The organism is Pseudomonas sp. R1-7, assembly GCF_051132105.1.
GTDB lineage: Bacteria > Pseudomonadota > Gammaproteobacteria > Pseudomonadales > Pseudomonadaceae > Aquipseudomonas.
This window is the reverse complement of the sequence record NZ_CP071661.1, coordinates 588634-607666: the sequence shown is the minus strand read 5'-3', so window position 1 is coordinate 607666 and position 19033 is coordinate 588634. Positions and strand designations below refer to the sequence as shown.

Sequence of the window (19033 nt, the reverse complement as noted above, 5' to 3'; positions counted from 1 at the left end):
TTGCTGCTCGGAGGTGTTCGATTGTCGAACAACATCCCGGACGAAGCACAAGAGGACTCGCCGGGTGACGAGAAATCTTGTTCCCTACGCAGGCGCTAACCTGATCAGGTTCAACGGGATCCGAAATTATTCGATCTCAGCCTCATAGCAAGGCACCCCGACAAGAACCCGGCCAGTCTAGACACAACCACGACAGAACGCCATCGCCAGGGCAAAAGCCGTGATGAATGGCGCAAATACAGGATTGTTGCCGTGCGTAGGCGCATCTACACTCGCTACGCCGCGCGCCTGTATGCGCATTTCAATTTGAACGTAGGGATCGCCTCATGCTGCGCAAACTCTCACTGGCCCTTGCCGTGTCTTGTGCGTCCAATGGAATGGCCTGGGCCGCCGAAGCGCCTTTATCCACCCGGACCGACCTGGTCAGCGTGTACCAGGAAGCAGTGGACAACAATGCCGACCTGGCCGCCGCACGCGCCCAATATGGCGCCCAGAAGGAAGTGGTACCCCAGGCCCGCGCCGGGCTGCTGCCCAACCTTTCGGCCGGCGCCGACCTGAACAACACCCGTACCGAGCTCGACGAACCGGCGATGACCGCCACCCGCAGTTCCACGGTCTACCAGGCCACGCTGTCGCAGCCGATTTTCCGCGCCGACCGCTGGTTCCAACTGCAAGCGGCCAAATCGGTCAATGAACAGGCATCGCTGCAGTTGTCGGCCACCGAGCAGAACCTGATCCTGCAAAGCGCCGAAGCCTATTTCAACGTGCTGCGCAGCCAGGACAACCTGGCCTCGACCAAGGCCGAGGAAGCCGCGTTCAAGCGTCAGCTCGACCAGTCCAACGAACGTTTCGACGTGGGCCTGTCGGACAAGACCGACGTGCTGCAATCCCAGGCCAGCTACGATACCGCGCGGGCCAACCGGATCATCGCGCAACGCCAGGTCGAAGATGCTTTCGAGGCGCTGATCACCCTGACCAACCGCCAGTACAATTCGATCCAGGGCGTCGTCCACACCCTGCCGATCCTGCCGCCGGCGCCCAACGACGCCAAGGCCTGGGTCGACACCGCCGCCAGGCAGAACCTCAACCTGCTGGCCAGCAACTACGCCGTCGATGCCGCCGAGGATACGCTGCGCCAACGCAAGGCTGGTCACGCGCCGACCCTCGATGCAATCGCCCAGTACCGCAAAGGTGACAACGACGGCCTCGGTTTCACCAACCCGAGCCCCACCGGCCAGCGCTACGGTGGCGACGCCGAGCAACGCACCATTGGCCTGCAATTGAGTATTCCGATCTACAGCGGCGGGTTGACCAGCTCCCAGGTTCGCGAGTCCTACTCGCAACTCACCCAGACCGAGCAGCAGCGCGAAGGCCTGCGTCGCCAGGTGGTGGAAAACACCCGCAACCTGCACCGCGCGGTGAACACCGATGTGGAGCAGGTCCAGGCCCGGCGCCAGTCGATCATCTCCAACCAGAGCGCGGTGGACGCCACGGAAATCGGCTATCAGGTGGGCACCCGCAACATCGTCGATGTGCTCGACGCCCAGCGCCAGCTGTACACCTCGGTGCGCGACTACAACAATGCCCGGTACGATTACATCCTCGACAACCTGCGCCTCAAGCAGGCCGCTGGGACCTTGAGCCCGGAAGACCTGCAAGCCCTGTCCCGCTACCTCAAGTCCGACTACAACCCGGACAAGGATTTCCTGCCGCCGGATTTGGCACAGGCGGCGGCGGAGCAGTTGCGCTCGCGGCCGGCGAAGTAACTCATCTGCGACGAATCCCTTTGTGGCGAGGGAGCTTGCTCCCTCGCCACAACAGCTCAGTCGATCAACCGCCCCAACCCATCCAACAATCGTTGCAACGCTCCCTGATTGCGGCGCATCACCGCCAATCCCGACTCGACCATGCGCTGGGCATCCCGAGGCAACTCGAACAGGCGCTGCACCGCCAGGGCCAGGCTTTCAGCATCGTCCACCTCCGCCAGAGCCCCGGCCGCGCGCAGTTGCGCGGCGATTTCGAGGAAATTGAACAGGTGCGGCCCGCTCAGCACCGGTTTTGCCAGCGCCGCCGGTTCGAGCAGGTTGTGCCCGCCGTTGGGCGCCAGGCTGCCGCCGACAAACGCACTGTCGGCCAGTGCGTAGAGAAACAGCAGTTCGCCCATGGTGTCGCCCAACAGGACCGAAGTCTGGGCGCTGACCGGTTGAGCAGTGGAACGCCGGACCGTGGCGAAACCCTCGCGCTCACATAACTGCGCCACCGAATCGAATCGCTCCGGATGACGCGGCACCAGAATCAACAACGCATCGGGATAACTGGCGAGCAATTGCCGGTGGGCGGCCAATACCACTTCGTCCTCACCCTCGTGGGTACTGGCGGCGATCCATACCGGGCGCTCCACCGCTTGCCATTGGCGACGCAATGCGCCGGCGCTTTCGAGCAGCTGTGGGTCGATGGTCAAGTCGAACTTGATCGAGCCCGTAACCTCGACGGTTTGTGGCTTGGCACCGAGCTGGCGAAAGCGCTCGGCCTCGGCTTCGGTCTGCACCGCAAACAGGCTCATCTCGGTGAGCATCGGCCGGGTCAGCTTGGGAAAACGGGCATAACCACGCGCCGAACGCTCCGACAGCCGCGCGTTGGCCAACGCCACGGGGATGCCGCGCCGGGCGCATTGATGGATGTGGTTGGGCCACAGCTCGGTTTCCATGATCACCGCCAGCTTGGGCCGGACCTGGTCGAGGAAACGCCTGGCCGCGCACGGCAAGTCATAAGGCAGATAACAATGCTGGATGCGCGGTTCATTGGCGAACAACGCCTTGATCCGCTCCGAACCGGTGGGCGTCATGCAGGTGACGGTGATCGGCAGCTGTGGATAACGTTGCAGCAAGGCGCGGATCATCGGCGCGGCGGCAATGCTCTCGCCCACCGATACCGCGTGGACCCAGATGCCATCCGGCACCATCGCCGGCAAGCCCCACGAAAACCGCTCGCCGATACGCCGCGCGTACGCCGGTGCCTTGCGAGCCCGCAGCCACAGCCGAATCGCCACCAATGGCAGCCCCAGATAAAACAACGCGCTATAGAGAGTTCTGTTCATGGCGGCGGAGTTTATCGGTTTTTCAGCCAATCGCCTGCAACTGCACGGCAAAACGTTCCGCCAGCCAACGCGCGGCCGGGCCAAGGGGTTCATCGCGGCGCCAGACCAGTTCCACCACCAGGGCCGGCGGGGTCCATTCGCTGTTGAGTTCGACCATATCTCCCTGGTACGCCGGGTACTGCACGACGTGCCGCGGCAACCAGGCCCAGCCCAGGCCGCTTCTCAACCACTCGGCCAACACGTAGAAGCTGTCGGCGCGCCAGACTTGCGGGCTGGCCTGTTCGCTGCCGGGATAGACGCTGGATTGGGTCGCCATCAGCAACTGCCGGTGCCGTGCCATTTCCAGGCATGACACATAACCATGATTCGCCAGCGGGTGATCCCGGCCACACACCGTGACCATTTCGACGCTGCCCAGCACCCTGCGCTCCAGCGCCTCGGGAATCTGATCGTGATAGAACAACAACCCGAGATCGGCGCGCCGCTCCACCAGTTTGCGTGCCACATCGCCTTGGGCGGCGCTGGCCAGCTGTACTTCAAGCGTGGGGAATCGCTCGGCCAGCGCCGCCAGGCTGTCGATGACGGGCTGATACGGCATGGCTTCGTCCTGGGCCAGGCGCAGCGATGCTTCCTGCCCCCGCATCAAGGCCAGGGACCGGCCATTGAGGCGCTCGCATTGACGCAACACCTCCCTGGCCTCCTCCAGCAATGCCACGCCCGCATCGGTGAGCTTGGGCTGGCGACCACTGCTGCGCTCGAACAGGCTCACCCCCAGATCCTCTTCCAACATCGCAATCGCGCTGCTGATGGCTGACTGGGCCTTGCGCTGATCACGGGCAACGGCGGAAAACGAACGCTTCTCGGCGACCCCGACGAACAGCCGCAATTGCTCAAGGTTCCACTGAACGTTCATGGCTCGACCTATCTCCGTAACAGATAGGTAATGACTTTACCGCATCTGACCAATGCCTAGAATAGGTCCATCGAACGACGCAACAGCCAAAGAGGATTCGCTCATGAACGCCTACTACTACCTCGCCATCGCCATCTGCGCCGAAGTGATCGCCACCGTTTCGATGAAAGCGATCAAGGGCCTGAGCGCACCCCTGCCCTTGTTGCTGGTCATCGCTGGCTACGGCACCGCGTTCTGGATGCTGACGCTGGTGGTGCGCACCGTTCCGGTGGGCGTGGCCTATGCGGTCTGGGCCGGCCTGGGGATCGTCATGGTCAGCGTGGCGGCGCTGTTTATCTACGGGCAGAAACTGGACATGCCGGCGATGCTGGGGATGGCGTTGATTGTGTTGGGGGTGGTGGTTATACAGCTGTTTTCCAAGACTGCCGGGCACTGATAATCCACTGATCATCCGAGCTGAAATACGGCTTCATTGAGCTGAAATGCACGTGTGGCGAGGAAGCTTGCTCCCGCTTGGGTAGGAAGCGCCCACTAGAAACGGGACCGGTTCGCGCCCCAGCGGGAGCAAGCTCCCTCGCCACAAAAGCTTTGTTCGAAAATTGCCGACGTTGATCGCCAACAAATGCCCTCTGCATCGAGCCTGTATACTGCGCCCTCGTCTTGAACACTGAGGTCGCTCATGCCATCCGTTATTTCCACCGACATTCTGATTGTCGGCGCAGGCGTCGCCGGCCTCTGGCTAAACGCGCGTTTGCGCCGCCAGGGGTTTTCAACCGTGCTGGTGGAAAGCGCCAGCCTTGGCGGCGGGCAGAGTGTCAAATCCCAGGGGATCATCCATGGCGGCGCCAAGTACGCGTTGCATGGCGCCCTGACCGGCGCCTCGGAAGCCATCGCCGACATGCCGCGCCGCTGGCGCGAAGCCCTCAAGGGCGACGGTGAGCTGGACCTGTCGGGCGTGCGCATGTTGTCCGACGCCCATTACCTCTGGTCGCCCGGCACCCTGGCCGGCAACCTCACCAGTTTTTTCGCCAGCAAGGCCGTGCGCGGACGCGTTGACCAAGTCAAGGGCGATCATCTGCCCCCGGCCCTGCAAGACAAGCGCTTCAAAGGCAAGGTCTATCGCTTGGCCGAGTTGGTGGTGGACGTTCCCAGCCTGATCGCACGACTGGCGGAACTGGCCGGCGACAGCCTGCTGGCAGGACAGCAGATCGAACCACTGCACGAAGAAGGCAAGCTGGTCGGGCTGAAAGTCGACGGTCGCGAAATCCGCGCCCAGCGCATTGTCCTCAGTGCCGGCGGCGGCACCGCCGACCTTCTCAAAGCCTTGGGCCTGGACCAGCCGGCCATGCAGACCCGGCCGTTGCACATGGTCCTGGCCAAGGGCCCGACCCTCAAGCCCCTGTATGCCCATTGCCTGGGCGGCGGGCCGAAGCCACGGGTGACCGTGACCACTCATCCAGCCGCCGATGGCCAATGGGTCTGGTACCTGGGAGGCGATCTCGCCGAGGGGGATGCCGTTGCCCGCGAGCCCGCCGCGCAGATCGCCGTCGCCCAGAAGGAGCTCGGCCAACTGCTTCCGTGGATCGACCTCAGCACCGCGCAATGGGCCACGTTGCGGGTCGCCCGCGCAGAGCCGCTGCAATCGGGCCTGACCCGCCCGGATAATGCCTTCGTCGCCGAGCAGGATCGCCTGCTGGTGGGCTGGCCGACCAAATTGGCCCTGGCCCCGGATTTTTCTGATCGGGTGATCGCCGCGCTGCAGCGCGACGGCATCCAACCCAGCCATTCCACTCCGCTGCCGGACCTGCCCAAGCCGCCGATGGGCGTTCCCGCCTGGGACCAATTACTGCCATGAGCCTGCCAACACTCCACGATCTGCACCGCCCGCTGGGCAACAACGGCCCGATGGTCTCGCCCCTGGGCCTGGGCACGGTCAAGCTTGGCCGCGACCAGGGCGTCAAATACCCCAACGGTTTTCAGATTCCCGATGACGACGAAGCGCGCATGCTGCTCAAGCAGGCCCGCGACCTGGGCATCAACCTGATCGACACCGCGCCGGCCTACGGTCGCAGCGAGGAGCGCCTCGGCCCGCTGCTGCGCGGCCAGCGTCACGACTGGGTGATCGTCAGCAAGGTTGGCGAGGAATTCAGCGACGGCCAGTCACGCCATGATTTCAGCGCCGCTCATACGCGATTCTCGGTAGAGCGCAGCCTCAAGCGCCTGGAAACGGACTACATCGACCTGGTCCTGGTGCACTCCGACGGAAACGACCTGGCGATCCTCAACGACAGCGAGGTCTACCCGACCCTGGCGGCCCTCAAGCGCGAGGGCAAGATCGGCGGCTTCGGCTTTTCCGGCAAGACCGTCGAAGGTGGCTTGAAGGCCTTGGAGGAAGGCGATTGCGCGATGGTCACCTACAATCTGAACGAACGAAGCGAAAAGGCTGTCATTGACTACGCCAGCTTGCATGGCAAGGCGATTCTGGTGAAGAAAGCCCTGGCCAGCGGCCACGTCTGCCTGACCCCCGGGGTAGATCCGGTTCGCGCCAGCTTCGAACTGTTGTTTGAGCATCCTGGGGTCGCCAGTGCTATTGTCGGCACCATCAATCCGCTGCACCTCGCCCATAACGTCGCGACCGTCGCCAAGGTCCTGCGTAAAAACTGACGCCGCCCTACGCGGCCTAAAGGAAGGAGCCGACATGCCGCGTACGCTCATCAGAAAAAATCCAAGCAACTTCAAGACCCTGCCCCTTTTCGTCGAAGCGACTCCCGAAGGCCTGACTTACCAGAGCGTGGGGATGCCGCTCAACTTTGCCCAGACCTTGCAGCGGCGGCGTCCCGTGACCGTGGACGATGCCGAACGCTTTTCCGTGGAACTGGCGAACCTGGGCGTCTCGGTGCGTCTGACCCTGCATTGGCAGAACCGCGACTATTGGGTGCTGGTGCGCCAGCGACGACAAGATCGCGGCGATGTGGTGCTCAAACTGATCTCGGGCTACGTCCCGGCCCATGAGCTGAATCTGCCGCTGCTCACCGCTATCAATGAAATAGCCGAAGAGTGCCTGCTGGAAACGCCGGAAGGCTGGCTCGGTGGACGCTTCAACGACACCTGGCTCCCCGCGCCTTACTCAAGCGCGCTGCATTATCGCGAAGCCTTGCCGTTTCGCCTGGCTCCGCTATCCGGATCGGCCCGCCCGGTGCGCAGTGCCAACCTGCAACTGATCGAACGGCCACGCGCCTATGTGCACCTGCCGACGGCATCGCTGCAATTGATTTATGACTTGCGACTGGACGTGCCCAAGGAAGCCAAGTCACTGAGCCTGTTTCATGTCGATGAGCGCTTGGAGGGTGACCAGTTGGTGGCGCGCCTGGACCGCAAGCGACCCGATCTTTATCTGATGCCGTTGCAAGACGGGCAACCGCTGCCCGAGTTGTATACGTTGAAAAAGGACCAGTTGCACCCGGCTGGCACCCGCGGGTTGTACTTGGCCGAAAGCTTCGCCCGGCAAGACGGTTGGCTGGTGCGTGACGAGCGGATTCGCTGGAAGGATTGGCTACGCCAGCAAGGTCTGGCGCCGCCGGGCAAGGAGTCCGGGCTGACCCGATTGAAGGGCAAGGCCAGGCAACTGCTGAAGAAGATCGTGCCGAGCAAGGTGGCGCGTTAGTTAAAGCAATCTGAATGCTCTTGTGGCGAGGTAGCTTGCTACCTCGCCACAAGAAGCTACCTGGCCACTAGAGCCGGGACAGCTCAGTTATTGCGGATCTTTTCCACAATCGCCGTCGTCGAGCTGTTTTCCACCAGCCCCAACACCTTCACCGTGCCGCCGTAGGCCGCAACGATATCAGCACCGACAACCTGATCGATCCCGTAGTCACCGCCCTTCACCAGCACATCCGGCTTGACCTGGCTAAGCAGATTTTCCGGTGTGCCTTCGCTGAAACTGATCACCCAGTCCACCGCGCCAAGGCCGGCCAGGACCGCCATGCGTCGGTCGACGCTGTTGATCGGCCGACCCGGCCCTTTCAGGCGGCTTACCGATGCGTCGTCATTGACCGCGACGATCAGGCGATCGCCCTGGGCCCTGGCCTGCTCGAGGTAGGTCACATGACCGGCATGCAGAATATCGAAGCACCCATTGGTGAAGACGATTCTTTCGTTGTGGGCACGCGCATCGTCGACGGCCAGCAACAGTTGCTCCAGGCCCAGCACACCGCGCTCGGAGCCCTCTTCGCGCTGGATGGCGCGACGCAGCTCCGGCGCACTGATGGCCGCAGTACCCAGCTTGCCGACGACAATGCCCGCCGCCAGGTTGGCCAGGGCGACCGCATGGGGCAGCTCCTCGCCGGCGGCAATCGCTGCGGCCAGGGTGGAAATCACCGTGTCACCGGCACCCGTCACGTCGAATACTTCACGGGCACGGGCCGGCAGGTGCAGGGCCGGATGATCGGGACGCAGCAGGGTCATGCCGTGTTCACCGCGAGTCACCAGCAGCGCTCCGAGATCCAGGTCATGCATCAGCTGGGCGCCTTTACTCACCAGTTCATGCTCGTCAGCGCAACCGCCGACAATGGTTTCGAATTCGCTGAGGTTCGGGGTGATCAGGCTCGCGCCACGGTAGATGGAAAAATCCTTGCCCTTGGGATCGGCCAACACGGGAATACCGCGGGCACGGGCAGCCTGGATCAGCACTTGATGGTTCTTCAACGCGCCTTTGCCGTAGTCCGACAACACCAGGACCTTGATACCATCGAGCAGGTTGTCGACCTCGGCGCCAAGGGACAGCGGGTCGGTGGCGAATGGCTCTTCGAAATCGATTCGCAGCAGTTGCTGGTGACGGCTGATGACCCGCAGCTTGACGATGGTCGGCTGGTGCGCGATGCGCTGGAAGATCGCCCGTACGCCGGCACCTTCCAGGCTATTGGCCAAGCTCTCGGCGGCTTCATCGTCACCGGTCACACCCACCAGGGACGCCGGTGCGCCGAGGGCGGCGATGTTCAGGGCCACGTTGGCGGCGCCACCGGGACGGTCCTCGATGTGCTCGACCCTGACCACCGGTACCGGTGCCTCGGGGGAAATCCGTGATGTACCGCCATGCCAGTAGCGGTCGAGCATGACATCGCCGACCACCAATACAGGGGCTTGATCGAATCGCGGCATGGACAACTTCATGGAGCTTCCCACATACAAAATGAACAGGGGCGCGATATTAGCACAGGGTTGAGGAAGGCTCTTCCATGGCTGCAATCGGATGCGGCGACAGGTTTTTTCGGGTCAGCGCTGGACCAGGGCCCACAGGCGCTCGCAGGCCTCACCCAGCGTCAGGTCAGCCGTGTCGATGTCGCCATCGGGGGCCAGGGGAGCTTCGTACGGGCTATCGAGGCCAGTGAAATTCTTTAACCGGCCGGCACGCGCTTCCCGATACAGCCCCTTTGGATCCCGCTGCGCGCAGACTGCGAAGGACGTGCTGACATAGACTTCCAGGAAGCTGCCCTCGGGAAACAAGTTGCGCGCAGCCTCACGGTCAGATCGAAACGGTGAAATGGCCGCAACGATGACAATCAGCCCTGCGTCAAACATCAACCGAGCAACCTCGGCGACGCGTCGGATATTCTCTTTGCGCGCTTCGGGCGTCATGCCCAGGTCGCTGCACAACCCTCGGCGCAGGTTATCGCCGTCCAGCAGGCAGGTGTGAAGCCCCTGCCCGTGCAGCCGCACTTCCAGTGCATTGGCCAGTGTCGACTTCCCCGCCCCGGAGAGCCCGGTCAGCCAGATGCATTGTGGCTGCTGGGATTTGATCGCCGCCCGGGCCTGGGGTGTGATCGATAGCTCACGCAGCTGTTGTAGTGATTTTTTTGGCATCCTATCCATAGCCGAGCCTCTCGCAGATATTTGGAATCGCGGAGAATCGAAATCAGGCGAAGGTCCCTTTTGTCACATCGTCGGTGCCTTCGATGAAATCCTTCTCATGCAAGCGTGCATAAAGCCCATTCAGCGCCAGCAATTCTGAATGAGTGCCGCGCTCGACGATACGCCCCTTGTCCATCAATAGAATCAAGTCAGCCTTCTCAATGGTCGACAAGCGATGGGCGATCACCAGCGTGGTGCGCCCCTTCATTACTTGATCCAGAGCGCCTTGAATGTGGCGCTCAGACTCGGTGTCGAGGGCCGAAGTGGCCTCATCCAAAATCAACAGGGGGGCATTTTTGAGCAGGGCACGAGCAATCGCCAGGCGCTGGCGCTGGCCGCCGGAAAGCAGCACGCCGTTCTCGCCCACCAAGGTGTCGTAGCCCTCAGGCATTTGCTCAATGAACTCCGCCGCGTACGCATCCTCAGCTGCCTTGCGCACATCTTCAAAAGGAGCGCCAGCGAGGTCACCATAGGCAATGTTGTTGGAAACGCTGTCGTTGAACAACGTAACCTGCTGAGTCACCAAAGCAATGTGACGGCGCAGGTTGGTCAGTTTGTATTGCTCTACATCCAAACCGTCCAGCAGGATCTGCCCTTTGTCATGATGATAGAAGCGCGGAATCAAGTTGGCCAAAGTCGACTTGCCACTGCCCGAACGTCCTACCAGGGCAATCATCTGGCCTTCTTCGGCGGTAAAGGAAATATCGTCGAGCACATTTTTCTCGGTGCCCGGGTACTGGAAACTCAGGTTGCGCACTTCCAGGCGCCCCCTGACGCGCTCGACTTCCTGGGTACCCGCATCGACTTCCGGTTCTTCGTCCAGTTGTTGAAAAATACTTTCCGCTGCGGCCAAGCCTTTCTGGATGGTGGCGCTGACTTCCGACAGTTGACGAATGGGCTTGGGTAACAAGCCCGCAGCGGTGATGTAGGCGACCAGCTCACCGGCAGACGAGTCGCCGCGAAGATAGAGCACTAGATACATCAGTACTGCCATACCGATATAAATCACTAATTGCAGCATCGGGGTATAGATAGACTGGGTGCGGGTCATACCCAGGCTGCGGTTCATGTTGTCAGCACTGGCTTTGTGGAACCGCTCGATTTCGTAGCTTTCACCGCCGAAGCTGCGCACTACGCGAAAGCCCTGGATGGTTTCGGAAGCCACATGGGTCACATCCCCCATCGCCACTTGGATTTTCTTGCTTTGCTTACGAAATTTCTTGCTGGCGCTACTTACCAGCACAGCGATGATTGGAAGTATCGCCAACAGCACCAACGTCATTTTCCAGTTGCTGTAAAGCAGGTAACCAAACAGGAATACGACTGTCAGCCCCTCACGAATCACCACCTTGATCGCATCGGTGGCGGCACCGGTGACCATTGTCACATTGTAGGTAATGCGGGAAATCAGGTGGCCGGAGTTATGGTTGTCGAAATAGCGATTAGGCAGGGTCAACAAGTTGTCGAACAGAGCGCAACGCAGGTCATGGACCACGCCGCGGGCGACCTTGGCCAGGTAATAGTTGCCTAGAAATGAGCCTATGCCTTGATAGACCGCAATGAGTACAATCAACAGCGGCACGCCGAGTACCAACGAGATCCCCATGAACTGGGTGTCATTGGGCTTCTGCAGAGCGTCGAGAAAATGCTTGAGCATGTCCGCAAGCATCGGTTGGCTGGATGCGAAGAGCACGAAACCAAGGATACTGATAGCGAAAGCCCCCCAGTAAGGGAGCACGTATTTCAGCAATCGCAGGTAAATCTTCATGCTCGACTGCTGGTCGGAACTGGCCATTCGACGCGCCTCGTATGTTTGAAAAGAGAGACAAGATGCGGATTGTAACAGCGAACCAATTACAAGACTGGCTAAGCCGTGGCGAGGTTCTGGAAAAAGACGCCCGTGGCGCCAAAGTGCTGAAGCTCAATGACGGAGACATCCTCAAGATATTTCGCAGTCGACGCCACCCGCTGCTGGTTCGCCTGATGCCGGATGCGCAACGCTTTGCTCGATGCGGGGAGCGCCTTCGCGAACGAGGGGTCAGTACCCCGTGCGTTAAGGATTGTTTCTGGATAGACCGCTCCGCTGGCATCAGCGGCTGCCTCTATAGCCCCTTGGAAGGAAGTGCTCTGGACAAGATTTTCTTGAACGAGCGCGGAAGATTCGATGAGCTACTGCCCCAACTGGCGGCGTATATTTTCAAATTGCATCAGCAAGGGATCTATTTCCGCTCGCTGCATCTGGGCAACATACTGCTGGTGCGCGAGCATCGCTTCGGCTTGATCGACTTTCTAGATACTCGCTTCAGGCGCCCCCCACTGAGCGCTCGCCTGGTACAGCGTAACTTCCATCATCTTCGCCGTTATCTGGCTCGCAGCAAAATCAGCGACTTCCCCTGGGATGAGCTGATGCGACATTACACAATCGCCGCACAGCCCTCTTGAAAGGTATCAGGCTGCCACTCTGTTTCTCGCCTGGTAACGCTGGGCAGCCCGCTCGAAAGCCTCAAGATAACCCGCCCTGATTGCTGACTTCTCAGCTTCGATGTCCTTGGACATCGGGGCCCAGTCAATCCGCCTGCTGCGCAGACGATTTCCCAAGACCTTGGCAAACCAGGACTCGCCGACGTAATTGATGCCGACCAGGTCAGCAATAATGCCGACTCGATAATCGTCCTTGCATTTTTCGTCGTAGAGAAACACCACCGGAATGCCCATGGCTATGCAGGGCATTGCACAGTGGATTTTTGACGTAATCACCAACGAGGCCTCACGCGCGTAGGTGTCGAGCAGTTCCTGCGAAATCATTTCCTTGGCTTTCGGGGAAAGATTCGGCAGGCGCAGCTTGGCCTGGTCCACAAGCACCGCCTTCTTGCGTATAGCACGTGGGACGGCGCTTATACCCCCTTTGCTCAGGCCGACCATGAATACCTTGCCATCCACCGGAGCCTTGGCCCTACGTGGCAACGTCAGTGTCACGCACTTGCTGTAGAACGCCTCCAACCCATGTGCTTGCATGAGTTCCATAGTGCCGCGATCCCGGCAACCGATGGGCTGGAATTGCTTCAAGTATTCAATGCCTGCCGGCGAGCAGATCTTGGCCTGCGAACCAGGCGTGACATGAAAAGCGAAGAAGAAAGGCTCAATTGCTGGCGCAGGGGGCCACTCACACCCTCCCAGGAAATAGCCATTCATGGACAAGACTCCGGTTCTGTCCGTACGGGCCAGTTCTTCCCTTGATACTCCGCCGCTGACGTAAGGCAATAATTTTTTAGCCGCCAACGACTGTATGTCGTCGCCCAAATTTGCCCAACTCTCAAACGACACACCAGAGTACTCAATAGTGAATATATCCATTCCTTTATTTCCCGATAGTCAATTAATAGCCGGAAAACTCCGTTCCAGCCCAAGTTGAAGCGCCTCTAGCCCAGGCCTGCTGTGTGCCTGATGCAATTCTTCTAACTTTCCCCAGACAGAGGAAAGTTGGCCTGCGTCCAGCAGCTCGGGCGGTAAAATCCCGAACGCCGAATAGTAATCCGTAAACTTCAACTCATCGATCAAACCATGCGACAGCCTGGCTCTGACATTGGGCACGCCAAATGCATCAGCGACTATCAAGCCATGCAAGCTTGAGGAAACAACGAATTCACAACTTGCAATCTCCCGAAGCACCTCCAGGGGAGGCTGGAAAACGTTGATGAATTTCACGTCCGGATTGTCTTGTATAAATTTTTGCGCTTCAGGCAGTTGCTGGTCGAGGTAGTGCGGGACAAAACCGACGCGCCACTTCTTCCCCGGCTGGTCGATCAACCCAGGACACAATAAGCCGGGGTCTCCCAACGCAGCCTCGCGCGCCCTGCCACTTTCGACCCTGGTGCGGGTTTCCTGGCCTCGTACTGCATGATAATAATGGCGCGACGAAAATGACTCATGCTCCCGCCCGCAGCCCGATCCCCATATATGCACGCGGCGCTTGAATCCAAAGCGTTTCGCCTTGGGTTCATTAGCCAGAATGGTTCCGATGGCCATCATATCCGCGTGGGAAAGCGGGGCGTAATCAACTTTTTTCTTCGAGACCGCCTCGACTATCAGCGGCGAAAGAAAATCACCAAAGTTCTGACGATTAGGATCTGAACGCCCTGCGCCTCGATGCCAATATAATTTAATTGCCATAAGTTGAACCCTTCAATTCTGGATTGGCGTTTATCCGCTGCAAACGCCGGACCTCAATCATCGAGAGCAACGTGGGCAACCAGAAATATAACCAGTAGGGCTGAGGTGAACTCAACAGCCCAGCCCCAGTGGTGACCAGCCCCCCCCAGCCAATCAACGAAACCAAGAACCAGCGACTCTTCAGCCGGACGCCCCAGTACCAGTAGCTGGCAGCCCACACTGAGCCGATCAAAGCGACAAACGCACCATAACGATAAAGGACTGAAAGATAGCCACTGTGGGCGTGGGTGTACTCGCCAAGGAACCGATAGTCGTCCTTGCCGCATCCGAACGAGATACCACAATGGTTAACCAATCTTTGCAACGCGTCTTGCCAAATGACCAGGCGAAAACTCGCACCACGGGACAGGAACAGATCCATCACCCCCGTCAAATAGAGCGTAAGCCCCACAACGAGAGCCAAGCCGAGCAACAGCCTGACCCCGCGCTCGCGAAACAGCGCCCAACCGGCTAAAAACAGGAACGTACCCGTCAGGGCGGAGCGCGCATCAAAGATTAGCGCCACCCAGACTTGCAACGCTGCCATCAGCAATCCACCCAGCACCAAATGCGAGAACCGCTGCAGCCGAGGCTCTATTATGAACAGCCAAAAAGCCGCGATTCCCGAACTTATCATCAGCGCTGCATGCACAGGGTTATAGGCTGCCCCGGCCATCTGAAGTCGCACCAACTGTCCCGTTTGCTGATAAATCCAGAGCCACTTCCCCGAAGCGTAGAGAAGGCATAAGAGCATGGAACAACCCCATGCCTTGATCCAGTAGCCCTCATAACGAGGCTGATCAACGATTAACTGCAACCCAATGAAAAACATTAAAAGATAGAGACCATGCTTCAATTCCGAATACATGTTCTCGCGCAGGAATATGAGCTCAACCGCCGCCATGGCCAAGAAAAAAACCAACAGCAACATGAGCGACTGGCTACGCATCTGCAGGGCTGACCGCCACGACCCCAGCGTCCATATCAAAACGGGAAGCGCAAAGCCCGCGTAAAATATATTGTTTCGTGTTTTTGCAACATCAATAAAAAAGAACGAGCTCGCAAAGACGAAAAACAAGAAAATCAACCAGACTGACAGCCTTTTAGTTCCGACCGATGATGGCACGTATCACCCTCTTGATATAATTTTGCTTGACCGATTGTTCCATGGGTTCGGAGAGCATTTGATAGAGCTTGTCAGCCTGGCTGTAATAATCCAGATGCTCACGAGCAAACTTCGCCCCCCGCGCGGCAATATTCGCAGCCCACTCAGGGTCGTTCCGCGCTTGTTCCAAGCGTTTCAGAAAGTTTTGCTGATCGTCAAACAACAGCACGTTAACGCCATCTTCAAGCCCGACTGCTTCCTCCTCTCCGCCTCCCTGGCGATAAGAAAACAGCAGGCAACCACATGCCATTGCCTCGAAGTTTTTAGCCATGTATTCGCAAAAGCCGATATCGGCAGTCACAAAAAAACGAATCCGGTTAAGCGCTTCGCAATAAGCGGCCCCCGGCTCCGTACGCATGATCTGCAAGCCGGAGGACGCCTCGATACCTTTCAGGAATTCGCGACGTTGCGTATAAGTGTTACTGCCGAGACGCCCAATAAACCCCAGCTCGATATCACGCGGTATGTCCATTACATAAAGGTGTGAACGGTCATAGCCTTTAACGAGGAACCTCGCGTCAAAGCCCATTGCCTGAAACTTTCGGAACGCTTGATAGCCAGTAAAAATCATCCTGGCATGAGGCAATTTACGGTAGAACGCGGAAAACTTGCCGCGCCAGCGCGATGCTGACATGAACTCCTGGCTCGCATCCTCTTCGTAGAACGTCAGGCCCGAAATACGACTTAAACGCCTGGCATGTCGATGCACGTAGCGAAACAGCAGATCCAGCACGACTCGGTCGTACGAGGCAAGGTCCAGGGAGTCCAGCAGCGCGCCAAGCTTCCTCTGTTGCTCCTTGGCGACATACCTGACTTCGACATTCGCATGCTGAGCCAGCCCCTCCCATAACAAATGATTGTCAGGTTCACGAGGCCGAGTGGAAAGCACCAAAATTTTCATTCAACCGATCCAAAAGCCAGGTTTCAACACTTTCCGCAAATATCGCCATTGCAATGCCTGTCGCCTGCTCAACTTTAGTGCTCGCCAATACAAGCGGCGTGCGCTTGTTTGGTCGCCTTGCAGCAAAGCCGTTCGAAACCTTGAGAGATAGCGTTGAGACTCATAATCGATCAACATCGATTGACAGTCAGCAGGTAGCACGCTGGAAATTTCTCGTACGACAGTCTGTGTTACGGAGTCATCTATCCGACTGTGTCGCAAGCTCGTCGCATGCTTGTGAATACGAGCAAGGGGCTCATCGACACACACCACCTGGGCTCGTAGCAATAGATGCAAAAAGACCGGAATATCTTCTCCTGACCGCAGTTTCTCAGGGTAGGGACGCTCTAACAACAGATCCCTACGAAACAATGAGCAGCAATGAGAAACCGAAATCTTCTTGCGCAGAAGATAGTCTTCGGCGCGCTTGCATGCACTGCCGGAAACAGGCGTCGGAAAACGCAGCCGCTCCTTACCATCCGGGTAGACAGAAACGTATGCTCCCAGGATCACGCCGGCGTCCGGCGCCCCCGAGATAACACGACGCAGAATGCTCAATGCGTCGGTGGTCAGTTCATCATCCGCATCGAGCAACAGAACATAACGGCCGCGCGCCATGGCAATGCCGCGATTGCGAGCAGCCGCGACTCCGGCATTATCCTGATGCACCACTTGCAGTGCTTCTGGATGTCGAAGCTGATAGTCGCCCAATACCTCACAAGTATTGTCCTGGGACCCATCATTGATGACGATCAGCTCAACATCATCGGCCCACTGAACCAAAACCGAATCCAGTGCCCTGGGCAAGGTCTTGGCGTAGTTGTAAGCCGGAACGACGACGCTGATCAGCGCATCAGTCATAAGCGTCCACGCCGTCTTTGACCACCAGAATGTCTTCCATGATCAAGTACTGCAGGTCGGAACCGAAGAACATGTTCAGCGCATCGGTCGGCGAGCAGATCATCGGTTCGCCACGGCGGTTGAGCGAGGTGTTCAACGACACACCATTACCGGTCAAGACTTCCAGCGCCTTCATCATGTCGTAGTAGCGCGGGTTGTATTCGCGCTTGAGTACCTGGGCCCGGGACGTGCCGTCTTCATGGACAACTTCCGGCACGCGGGTTTTCCACTCTTCGGCCACTTCGAAGGTGAAGGTCATGAACGGCGCCGGGTGATCGACCTTGATCATCTGCGGCGCAACGGTGTCGAGCATCGATGGACAGAAAGGCCTCCAGCGTTCGCGGAACTTGATCTGCTCGTTGATGCGATCGGCCACGCCGCTGGCGCTTGGGCAACCGATGATCGAACGACCACCCAGGGCGCGCGGACCAAACTCCATGCGCCCCTGGAACCACGCCACGGGGTTGCCGTCGACCATGATCTTGGCAATACGCTCGGGAGTGTTTTCGATCTTGCGCCATGCTGGCTTGCTTGGATGACGAGCGCACGCGGCGATCACATCTTCGTTGCTGTAGGCCGGGCCGAGGTAGACGTGTTCCATCTTCTCCACCGGGACGCCACGGGCATGGGACACATAGGCCGCCGCGCCCACTGCCGTACCGGCGTCACCGGAAGCCGGTTGCACGAACAGCTCCTTGACGTCGTCGCGAGCGATGATTTTCTGGTTCAGCTTGACGTTCAACGCACAGCCACCGGCGAAGGCCAGCTTGCCGGTTTCCTTGAGCACGTCGCCCAGGTAGTGGTCGATCATCTGCAGAGCAAGTTTCTCGAATAGCGCCTGCATGCTCGCCGCATAGTGGATATACGGTTCGTCGGCGATATCGCCTTCACGTTTCGGGCCGAGCCATTCGATCAGCTTCGGCGAGAAGTAGAAACCCTTGCCCTTCTCTTTATAGCGGCGCAGGCCGATCACGTTGGCGTAGTCGGTGTTGATCACCAGTTCGCCGTTTTCGAACGAAGCCAGGCGCGAGAAATCGTATTTGCTGGCATCGCCATACGGCGCCATGCCCATGACCTTGAATTCACCGTCGAGCATCTCGAAGCCGAGGAACTCGGTGATCGCGCCGTACAGGCCGCCCAGGGAGTCCGGGTCGAAGAATTCCTTGATCTTGTGGATCTTGCCGTTTTCGCCGTAGCCGAAGAACGTCGTGGCGTATTCACCCTTGCCGTCGATGCCCAGGATCGCGGTTTTTTCCTGGAAGCCCGAGCAGTGATAGGCACTGGAGGCGTGGGCCAGGTGGTGCTCGACCGGCTCGATCTTGATCTTTTTCGGATCGAAGCCCAGTTGCTCCAGGCACCAGACGATCTTTCGGCGATAACGCTTGTAGCGACGGTTACCCATCAGGATTGCGTCGAGGGCGCGGTCCGGTGCGTACCAGTAGCGCTTGGCATAGTGCCAGCGTGCTTCGCCGAACAGGCTGATCGGGGCGAACGGAATCGCTACCACGTCGACGTCGGACGGCTTGATGCCCGCCTGCTCCAGGCAGAACTTCGCCGATTCGTAGGGCATGCGGTTCTTTGCATGTTTATCGCGTACGAAGCGCTCTTCCTCGGCCGCCGCGATCAGCTTGCCGTCAATGTACAGCGCTGCGGAAGGATCATGGCTAAGGGCGCCGGACAGGCCAAGAATCGTCAATGCCACAGGGTCTAGCCTCTTATGTCTGCATACGGGCGACAAGCGCCGCGAAAAATGGGTGTGCCTGACGCCGGGGGCGCTGGGCAGCTAAAGGGCGCGATTATAACTTAAAAGCGACGGCAAGCCTCTAGCGGTGAGCGGGAGCGTCTGGAGCAAGCTTCTGGCACGTTTGGCGGGACAGGACCTGCGGCGAGGGCGGTTCCTCC

17 protein-coding genes and 1 riboswitch are annotated in these 19033 nt (G+C 59.1%); of the genes, 6 read left to right on the top strand and 11 right to left on the bottom strand.

What is annotated here, in order from left to right:
- Positions 1 to 64 precede the first annotated feature (64 nt).
- A riboswitch (TPP riboswitch) is annotated at positions 65 to 170 on the bottom strand.
- A 156-nt stretch (positions 171 to 326) separates the two neighbouring features.
- Entirely contained in the window at positions 327 to 1766 is a 1440-nt protein-coding gene (locus tag J3P79_RS02730) for a TolC family outer membrane protein (RefSeq protein ID WP_434607965.1), read from the top strand.
- A 56-nt stretch (positions 1767 to 1822) separates the two neighbouring features.
- Here the strand turns inward: J3P79_RS02730 and waaA are convergent, their stop codons facing one another.
- Both waaA and J3P79_RS02720 read right to left on the bottom strand, forming a co-directional pair.
- The gene (gene waaA, locus J3P79_RS02725; protein WP_434607963.1) at positions 1823 to 3097 is read right to left on the bottom strand and encodes a lipid IV(A) 3-deoxy-D-manno-octulosonic acid transferase; all 1275 of its coding nucleotides are present in this window, start codon (positions 3095 to 3097) and stop codon (positions 1823 to 1825) included.
- 22 nt (positions 3098 to 3119) lie between these two features.
- Positions 3120 to 4010 (bottom strand): LysR family transcriptional regulator, encoded by an 891-nt coding sequence (locus J3P79_RS02720; protein WP_434607961.1) that lies wholly within the window; start codon positions 4008 to 4010, stop codon positions 3120 to 3122.
- Positions 4011 to 4113: 103 nt separating this feature from the next.
- On the opposite strand from J3P79_RS02720, the gene J3P79_RS02715 reads away from it, so the two are divergent.
- The 4 genes from J3P79_RS02715 (at position 4114) to J3P79_RS02700 (ending at position 7674) form a co-directional block, all read left to right on the top strand.
- A complete protein-coding gene (locus J3P79_RS02715) occupies positions 4114 to 4446 on the top strand; it encodes a DMT family transporter (RefSeq protein ID WP_434607960.1) in 333 nt (110 codons plus the stop codon).
- 243 nt (positions 4447 to 4689) lie between these two features.
- Complete coding sequence (locus J3P79_RS02710) at positions 4690 to 5865, top strand: NAD(P)/FAD-dependent oxidoreductase (RefSeq protein ID WP_434607958.1); 1176 nt, start codon at positions 4690 to 4692, stop codon at positions 5863 to 5865.
- The gene (locus tag J3P79_RS02705) at positions 5862 to 6674 is read left to right on the top strand and encodes an aldo/keto reductase (protein WP_434607955.1); all 813 of its coding nucleotides are present in this window, start codon (positions 5862 to 5864) and stop codon (positions 6672 to 6674) included. Before J3P79_RS02710 ends, J3P79_RS02705 begins: the two co-directional genes overlap by 4 nt.
- A 34-nt stretch (positions 6675 to 6708) precedes the next feature.
- Positions 6709 to 7674: a metal ABC transporter ATPase gene (locus J3P79_RS02700; protein ID WP_434607952.1), complete on the top strand. Its 966-nt coding sequence runs from the start codon at positions 6709 to 6711 to the stop codon at positions 7672 to 7674.
- Positions 7675 to 7757: 83 nt separating this feature from the next.
- On the opposite strand, the gene hldE is transcribed toward J3P79_RS02700, so the two are convergent.
- From hldE to msbA, 3 genes are all read right to left on the bottom strand, one after another.
- Complete coding sequence (gene hldE / locus J3P79_RS02695) at positions 7758 to 9179, bottom strand: bifunctional D-glycero-beta-D-manno-heptose-7-phosphate kinase/D-glycero-beta-D-manno-heptose 1-phosphate adenylyltransferase HldE (protein WP_434607950.1); 1422 nt, start codon at positions 9177 to 9179, stop codon at positions 7758 to 7760.
- Between the two features lie 102 nt (positions 9180 to 9281).
- A complete protein-coding gene (gene cysC, locus J3P79_RS02690; RefSeq protein WP_434607948.1) occupies positions 9282 to 9869 on the bottom strand; it encodes an adenylyl-sulfate kinase in 588 nt (195 codons plus the stop codon).
- A 52-nt stretch (positions 9870 to 9921) separates the two neighbouring features.
- Positions 9922 to 11712: a lipid A export permease/ATP-binding protein MsbA gene (msbA, locus tag J3P79_RS02685; RefSeq protein ID WP_434607946.1), complete on the bottom strand. Its 1791-nt coding sequence runs from the start codon at positions 11710 to 11712 to the stop codon at positions 9922 to 9924.
- Positions 11713 to 11726: 14 nt separating this feature from the next.
- On the opposite strand from msbA, the gene J3P79_RS02680 reads away from it, so the two are divergent.
- On the top strand, positions 11727 to 12359 hold the full coding sequence (locus J3P79_RS02680; RefSeq protein WP_434607945.1) for a lipopolysaccharide kinase InaA family protein: 633 nt from the start codon (positions 11727 to 11729) through the stop codon (positions 12357 to 12359).
- Positions 12360 to 12365: 6 nt separating this feature from the next.
- On the opposite strand, the gene J3P79_RS02675 is transcribed toward J3P79_RS02680, so the two are convergent.
- Genes J3P79_RS02675 through J3P79_RS02650 form a run of 6 tightly spaced genes read right to left on the bottom strand, consistent with a single transcriptional unit; the run spans position 12366 to position 18833 of the window.
- The gene (locus tag J3P79_RS02675) at positions 12366 to 13271 is read right to left on the bottom strand and encodes a polysaccharide pyruvyl transferase family protein (protein WP_434607944.1); all 906 of its coding nucleotides are present in this window, start codon (positions 13269 to 13271) and stop codon (positions 12366 to 12368) included.
- 18 nt (positions 13272 to 13289) lie between these two features.
- Positions 13290 to 14087, bottom strand: coding sequence for a polysaccharide pyruvyl transferase family protein (locus J3P79_RS02670; RefSeq protein ID WP_434607942.1), 798 nt, complete (start codon positions 14085 to 14087; stop codon positions 13290 to 13292).
- Positions 14077 to 15252, bottom strand: a complete 1176-nt coding sequence (locus J3P79_RS02665; protein ID WP_434607940.1) for a hypothetical protein — start codon at positions 15250 to 15252, stop codon at positions 14077 to 14079. Before J3P79_RS02665 ends, J3P79_RS02670 begins: the two co-directional genes overlap by 11 nt.
- Positions 15230 to 16192 (bottom strand): glycosyltransferase, encoded by a 963-nt coding sequence (locus J3P79_RS02660; RefSeq protein ID WP_434607938.1) that lies wholly within the window; start codon positions 16190 to 16192, stop codon positions 15230 to 15232. The genes J3P79_RS02665 and J3P79_RS02660 overlap by 23 nt, the downstream gene beginning before the upstream one ends.
- A complete protein-coding gene (locus J3P79_RS02655) occupies positions 16193 to 17092 on the bottom strand; it encodes a glycosyltransferase family 2 protein (protein WP_434607936.1) in 900 nt (299 codons plus the stop codon).
- Positions 17085 to 18833 (bottom strand): carbamoyltransferase family protein, encoded by a 1749-nt coding sequence (locus tag J3P79_RS02650; protein WP_434607935.1) that lies wholly within the window; start codon positions 18831 to 18833, stop codon positions 17085 to 17087. Before J3P79_RS02650 ends, J3P79_RS02655 begins: the two co-directional genes overlap by 8 nt.
- Positions 18834 to 19033 lie beyond the last annotated feature (200 nt).

Coding starts and splice junctions, on each gene's coding strand:
- waaA (WP_434607963.1), bottom strand. CDS start 3,097: ATGAACAGAACTCTCTATAGCGCGTTGTTTTATCTGGGGCTGCCATTG.
- J3P79_RS02680 (WP_434607945.1), top strand. CDS start 11,727: ATGTTTGAAAAGAGAGACAAGATGCGGATTGTAACAGCGAACCAATTA.
- J3P79_RS02655 (WP_434607936.1), bottom strand. CDS start 17,092: ATGACTGATGCGCTGATCAGCGTCGTCGTTCCGGCTTACAACTACGCC.
- hldE (WP_434607950.1), bottom strand. CDS start 9,179: ATGAAGTTGTCCATGCCGCGATTCGATCAAGCCCCTGTATTGGTGGTC.
- J3P79_RS02660 (WP_434607938.1), bottom strand. CDS start 16,192: ATGAAAATTTTGGTGCTTTCCACTCGGCCTCGTGAACCTGACAATCAT.
- J3P79_RS02730 (WP_434607965.1), top strand. CDS start 327: ATGCTGCGCAAACTCTCACTGGCCCTTGCCGTGTCTTGTGCGTCCAAT.
- J3P79_RS02705 (WP_434607955.1), top strand. CDS start 5,862: ATGAGCCTGCCAACACTCCACGATCTGCACCGCCCGCTGGGCAACAAC.
- cysC (WP_434607948.1), bottom strand. CDS start 9,869: ATGCCAAAAAAATCACTACAACAGCTGCGTGAGCTATCGATCACACCC.
- J3P79_RS02715 (WP_434607960.1), top strand. CDS start 4,114: ATGAACGCCTACTACTACCTCGCCATCGCCATCTGCGCCGAAGTGATC.
- msbA (WP_434607946.1), bottom strand. CDS start 11,712: ATGGCCAGTTCCGACCAGCAGTCGAGCATGAAGATTTACCTGCGATTG.
- J3P79_RS02700 (WP_434607952.1), top strand. CDS start 6,709: ATGCCGCGTACGCTCATCAGAAAAAATCCAAGCAACTTCAAGACCCTG.
- J3P79_RS02670 (WP_434607942.1), bottom strand. CDS start 14,087: ATGGCAATTAAATTATATTGGCATCGAGGCGCAGGGCGTTCAGATCCT.
- J3P79_RS02675 (WP_434607944.1), bottom strand. CDS start 13,271: ATGGATATATTCACTATTGAGTACTCTGGTGTGTCGTTTGAGAGTTGG.
- J3P79_RS02720 (WP_434607961.1), bottom strand. CDS start 4,010: ATGAACGTTCAGTGGAACCTTGAGCAATTGCGGCTGTTCGTCGGGGTC.
- J3P79_RS02710 (WP_434607958.1), top strand. CDS start 4,690: ATGCCATCCGTTATTTCCACCGACATTCTGATTGTCGGCGCAGGCGTC.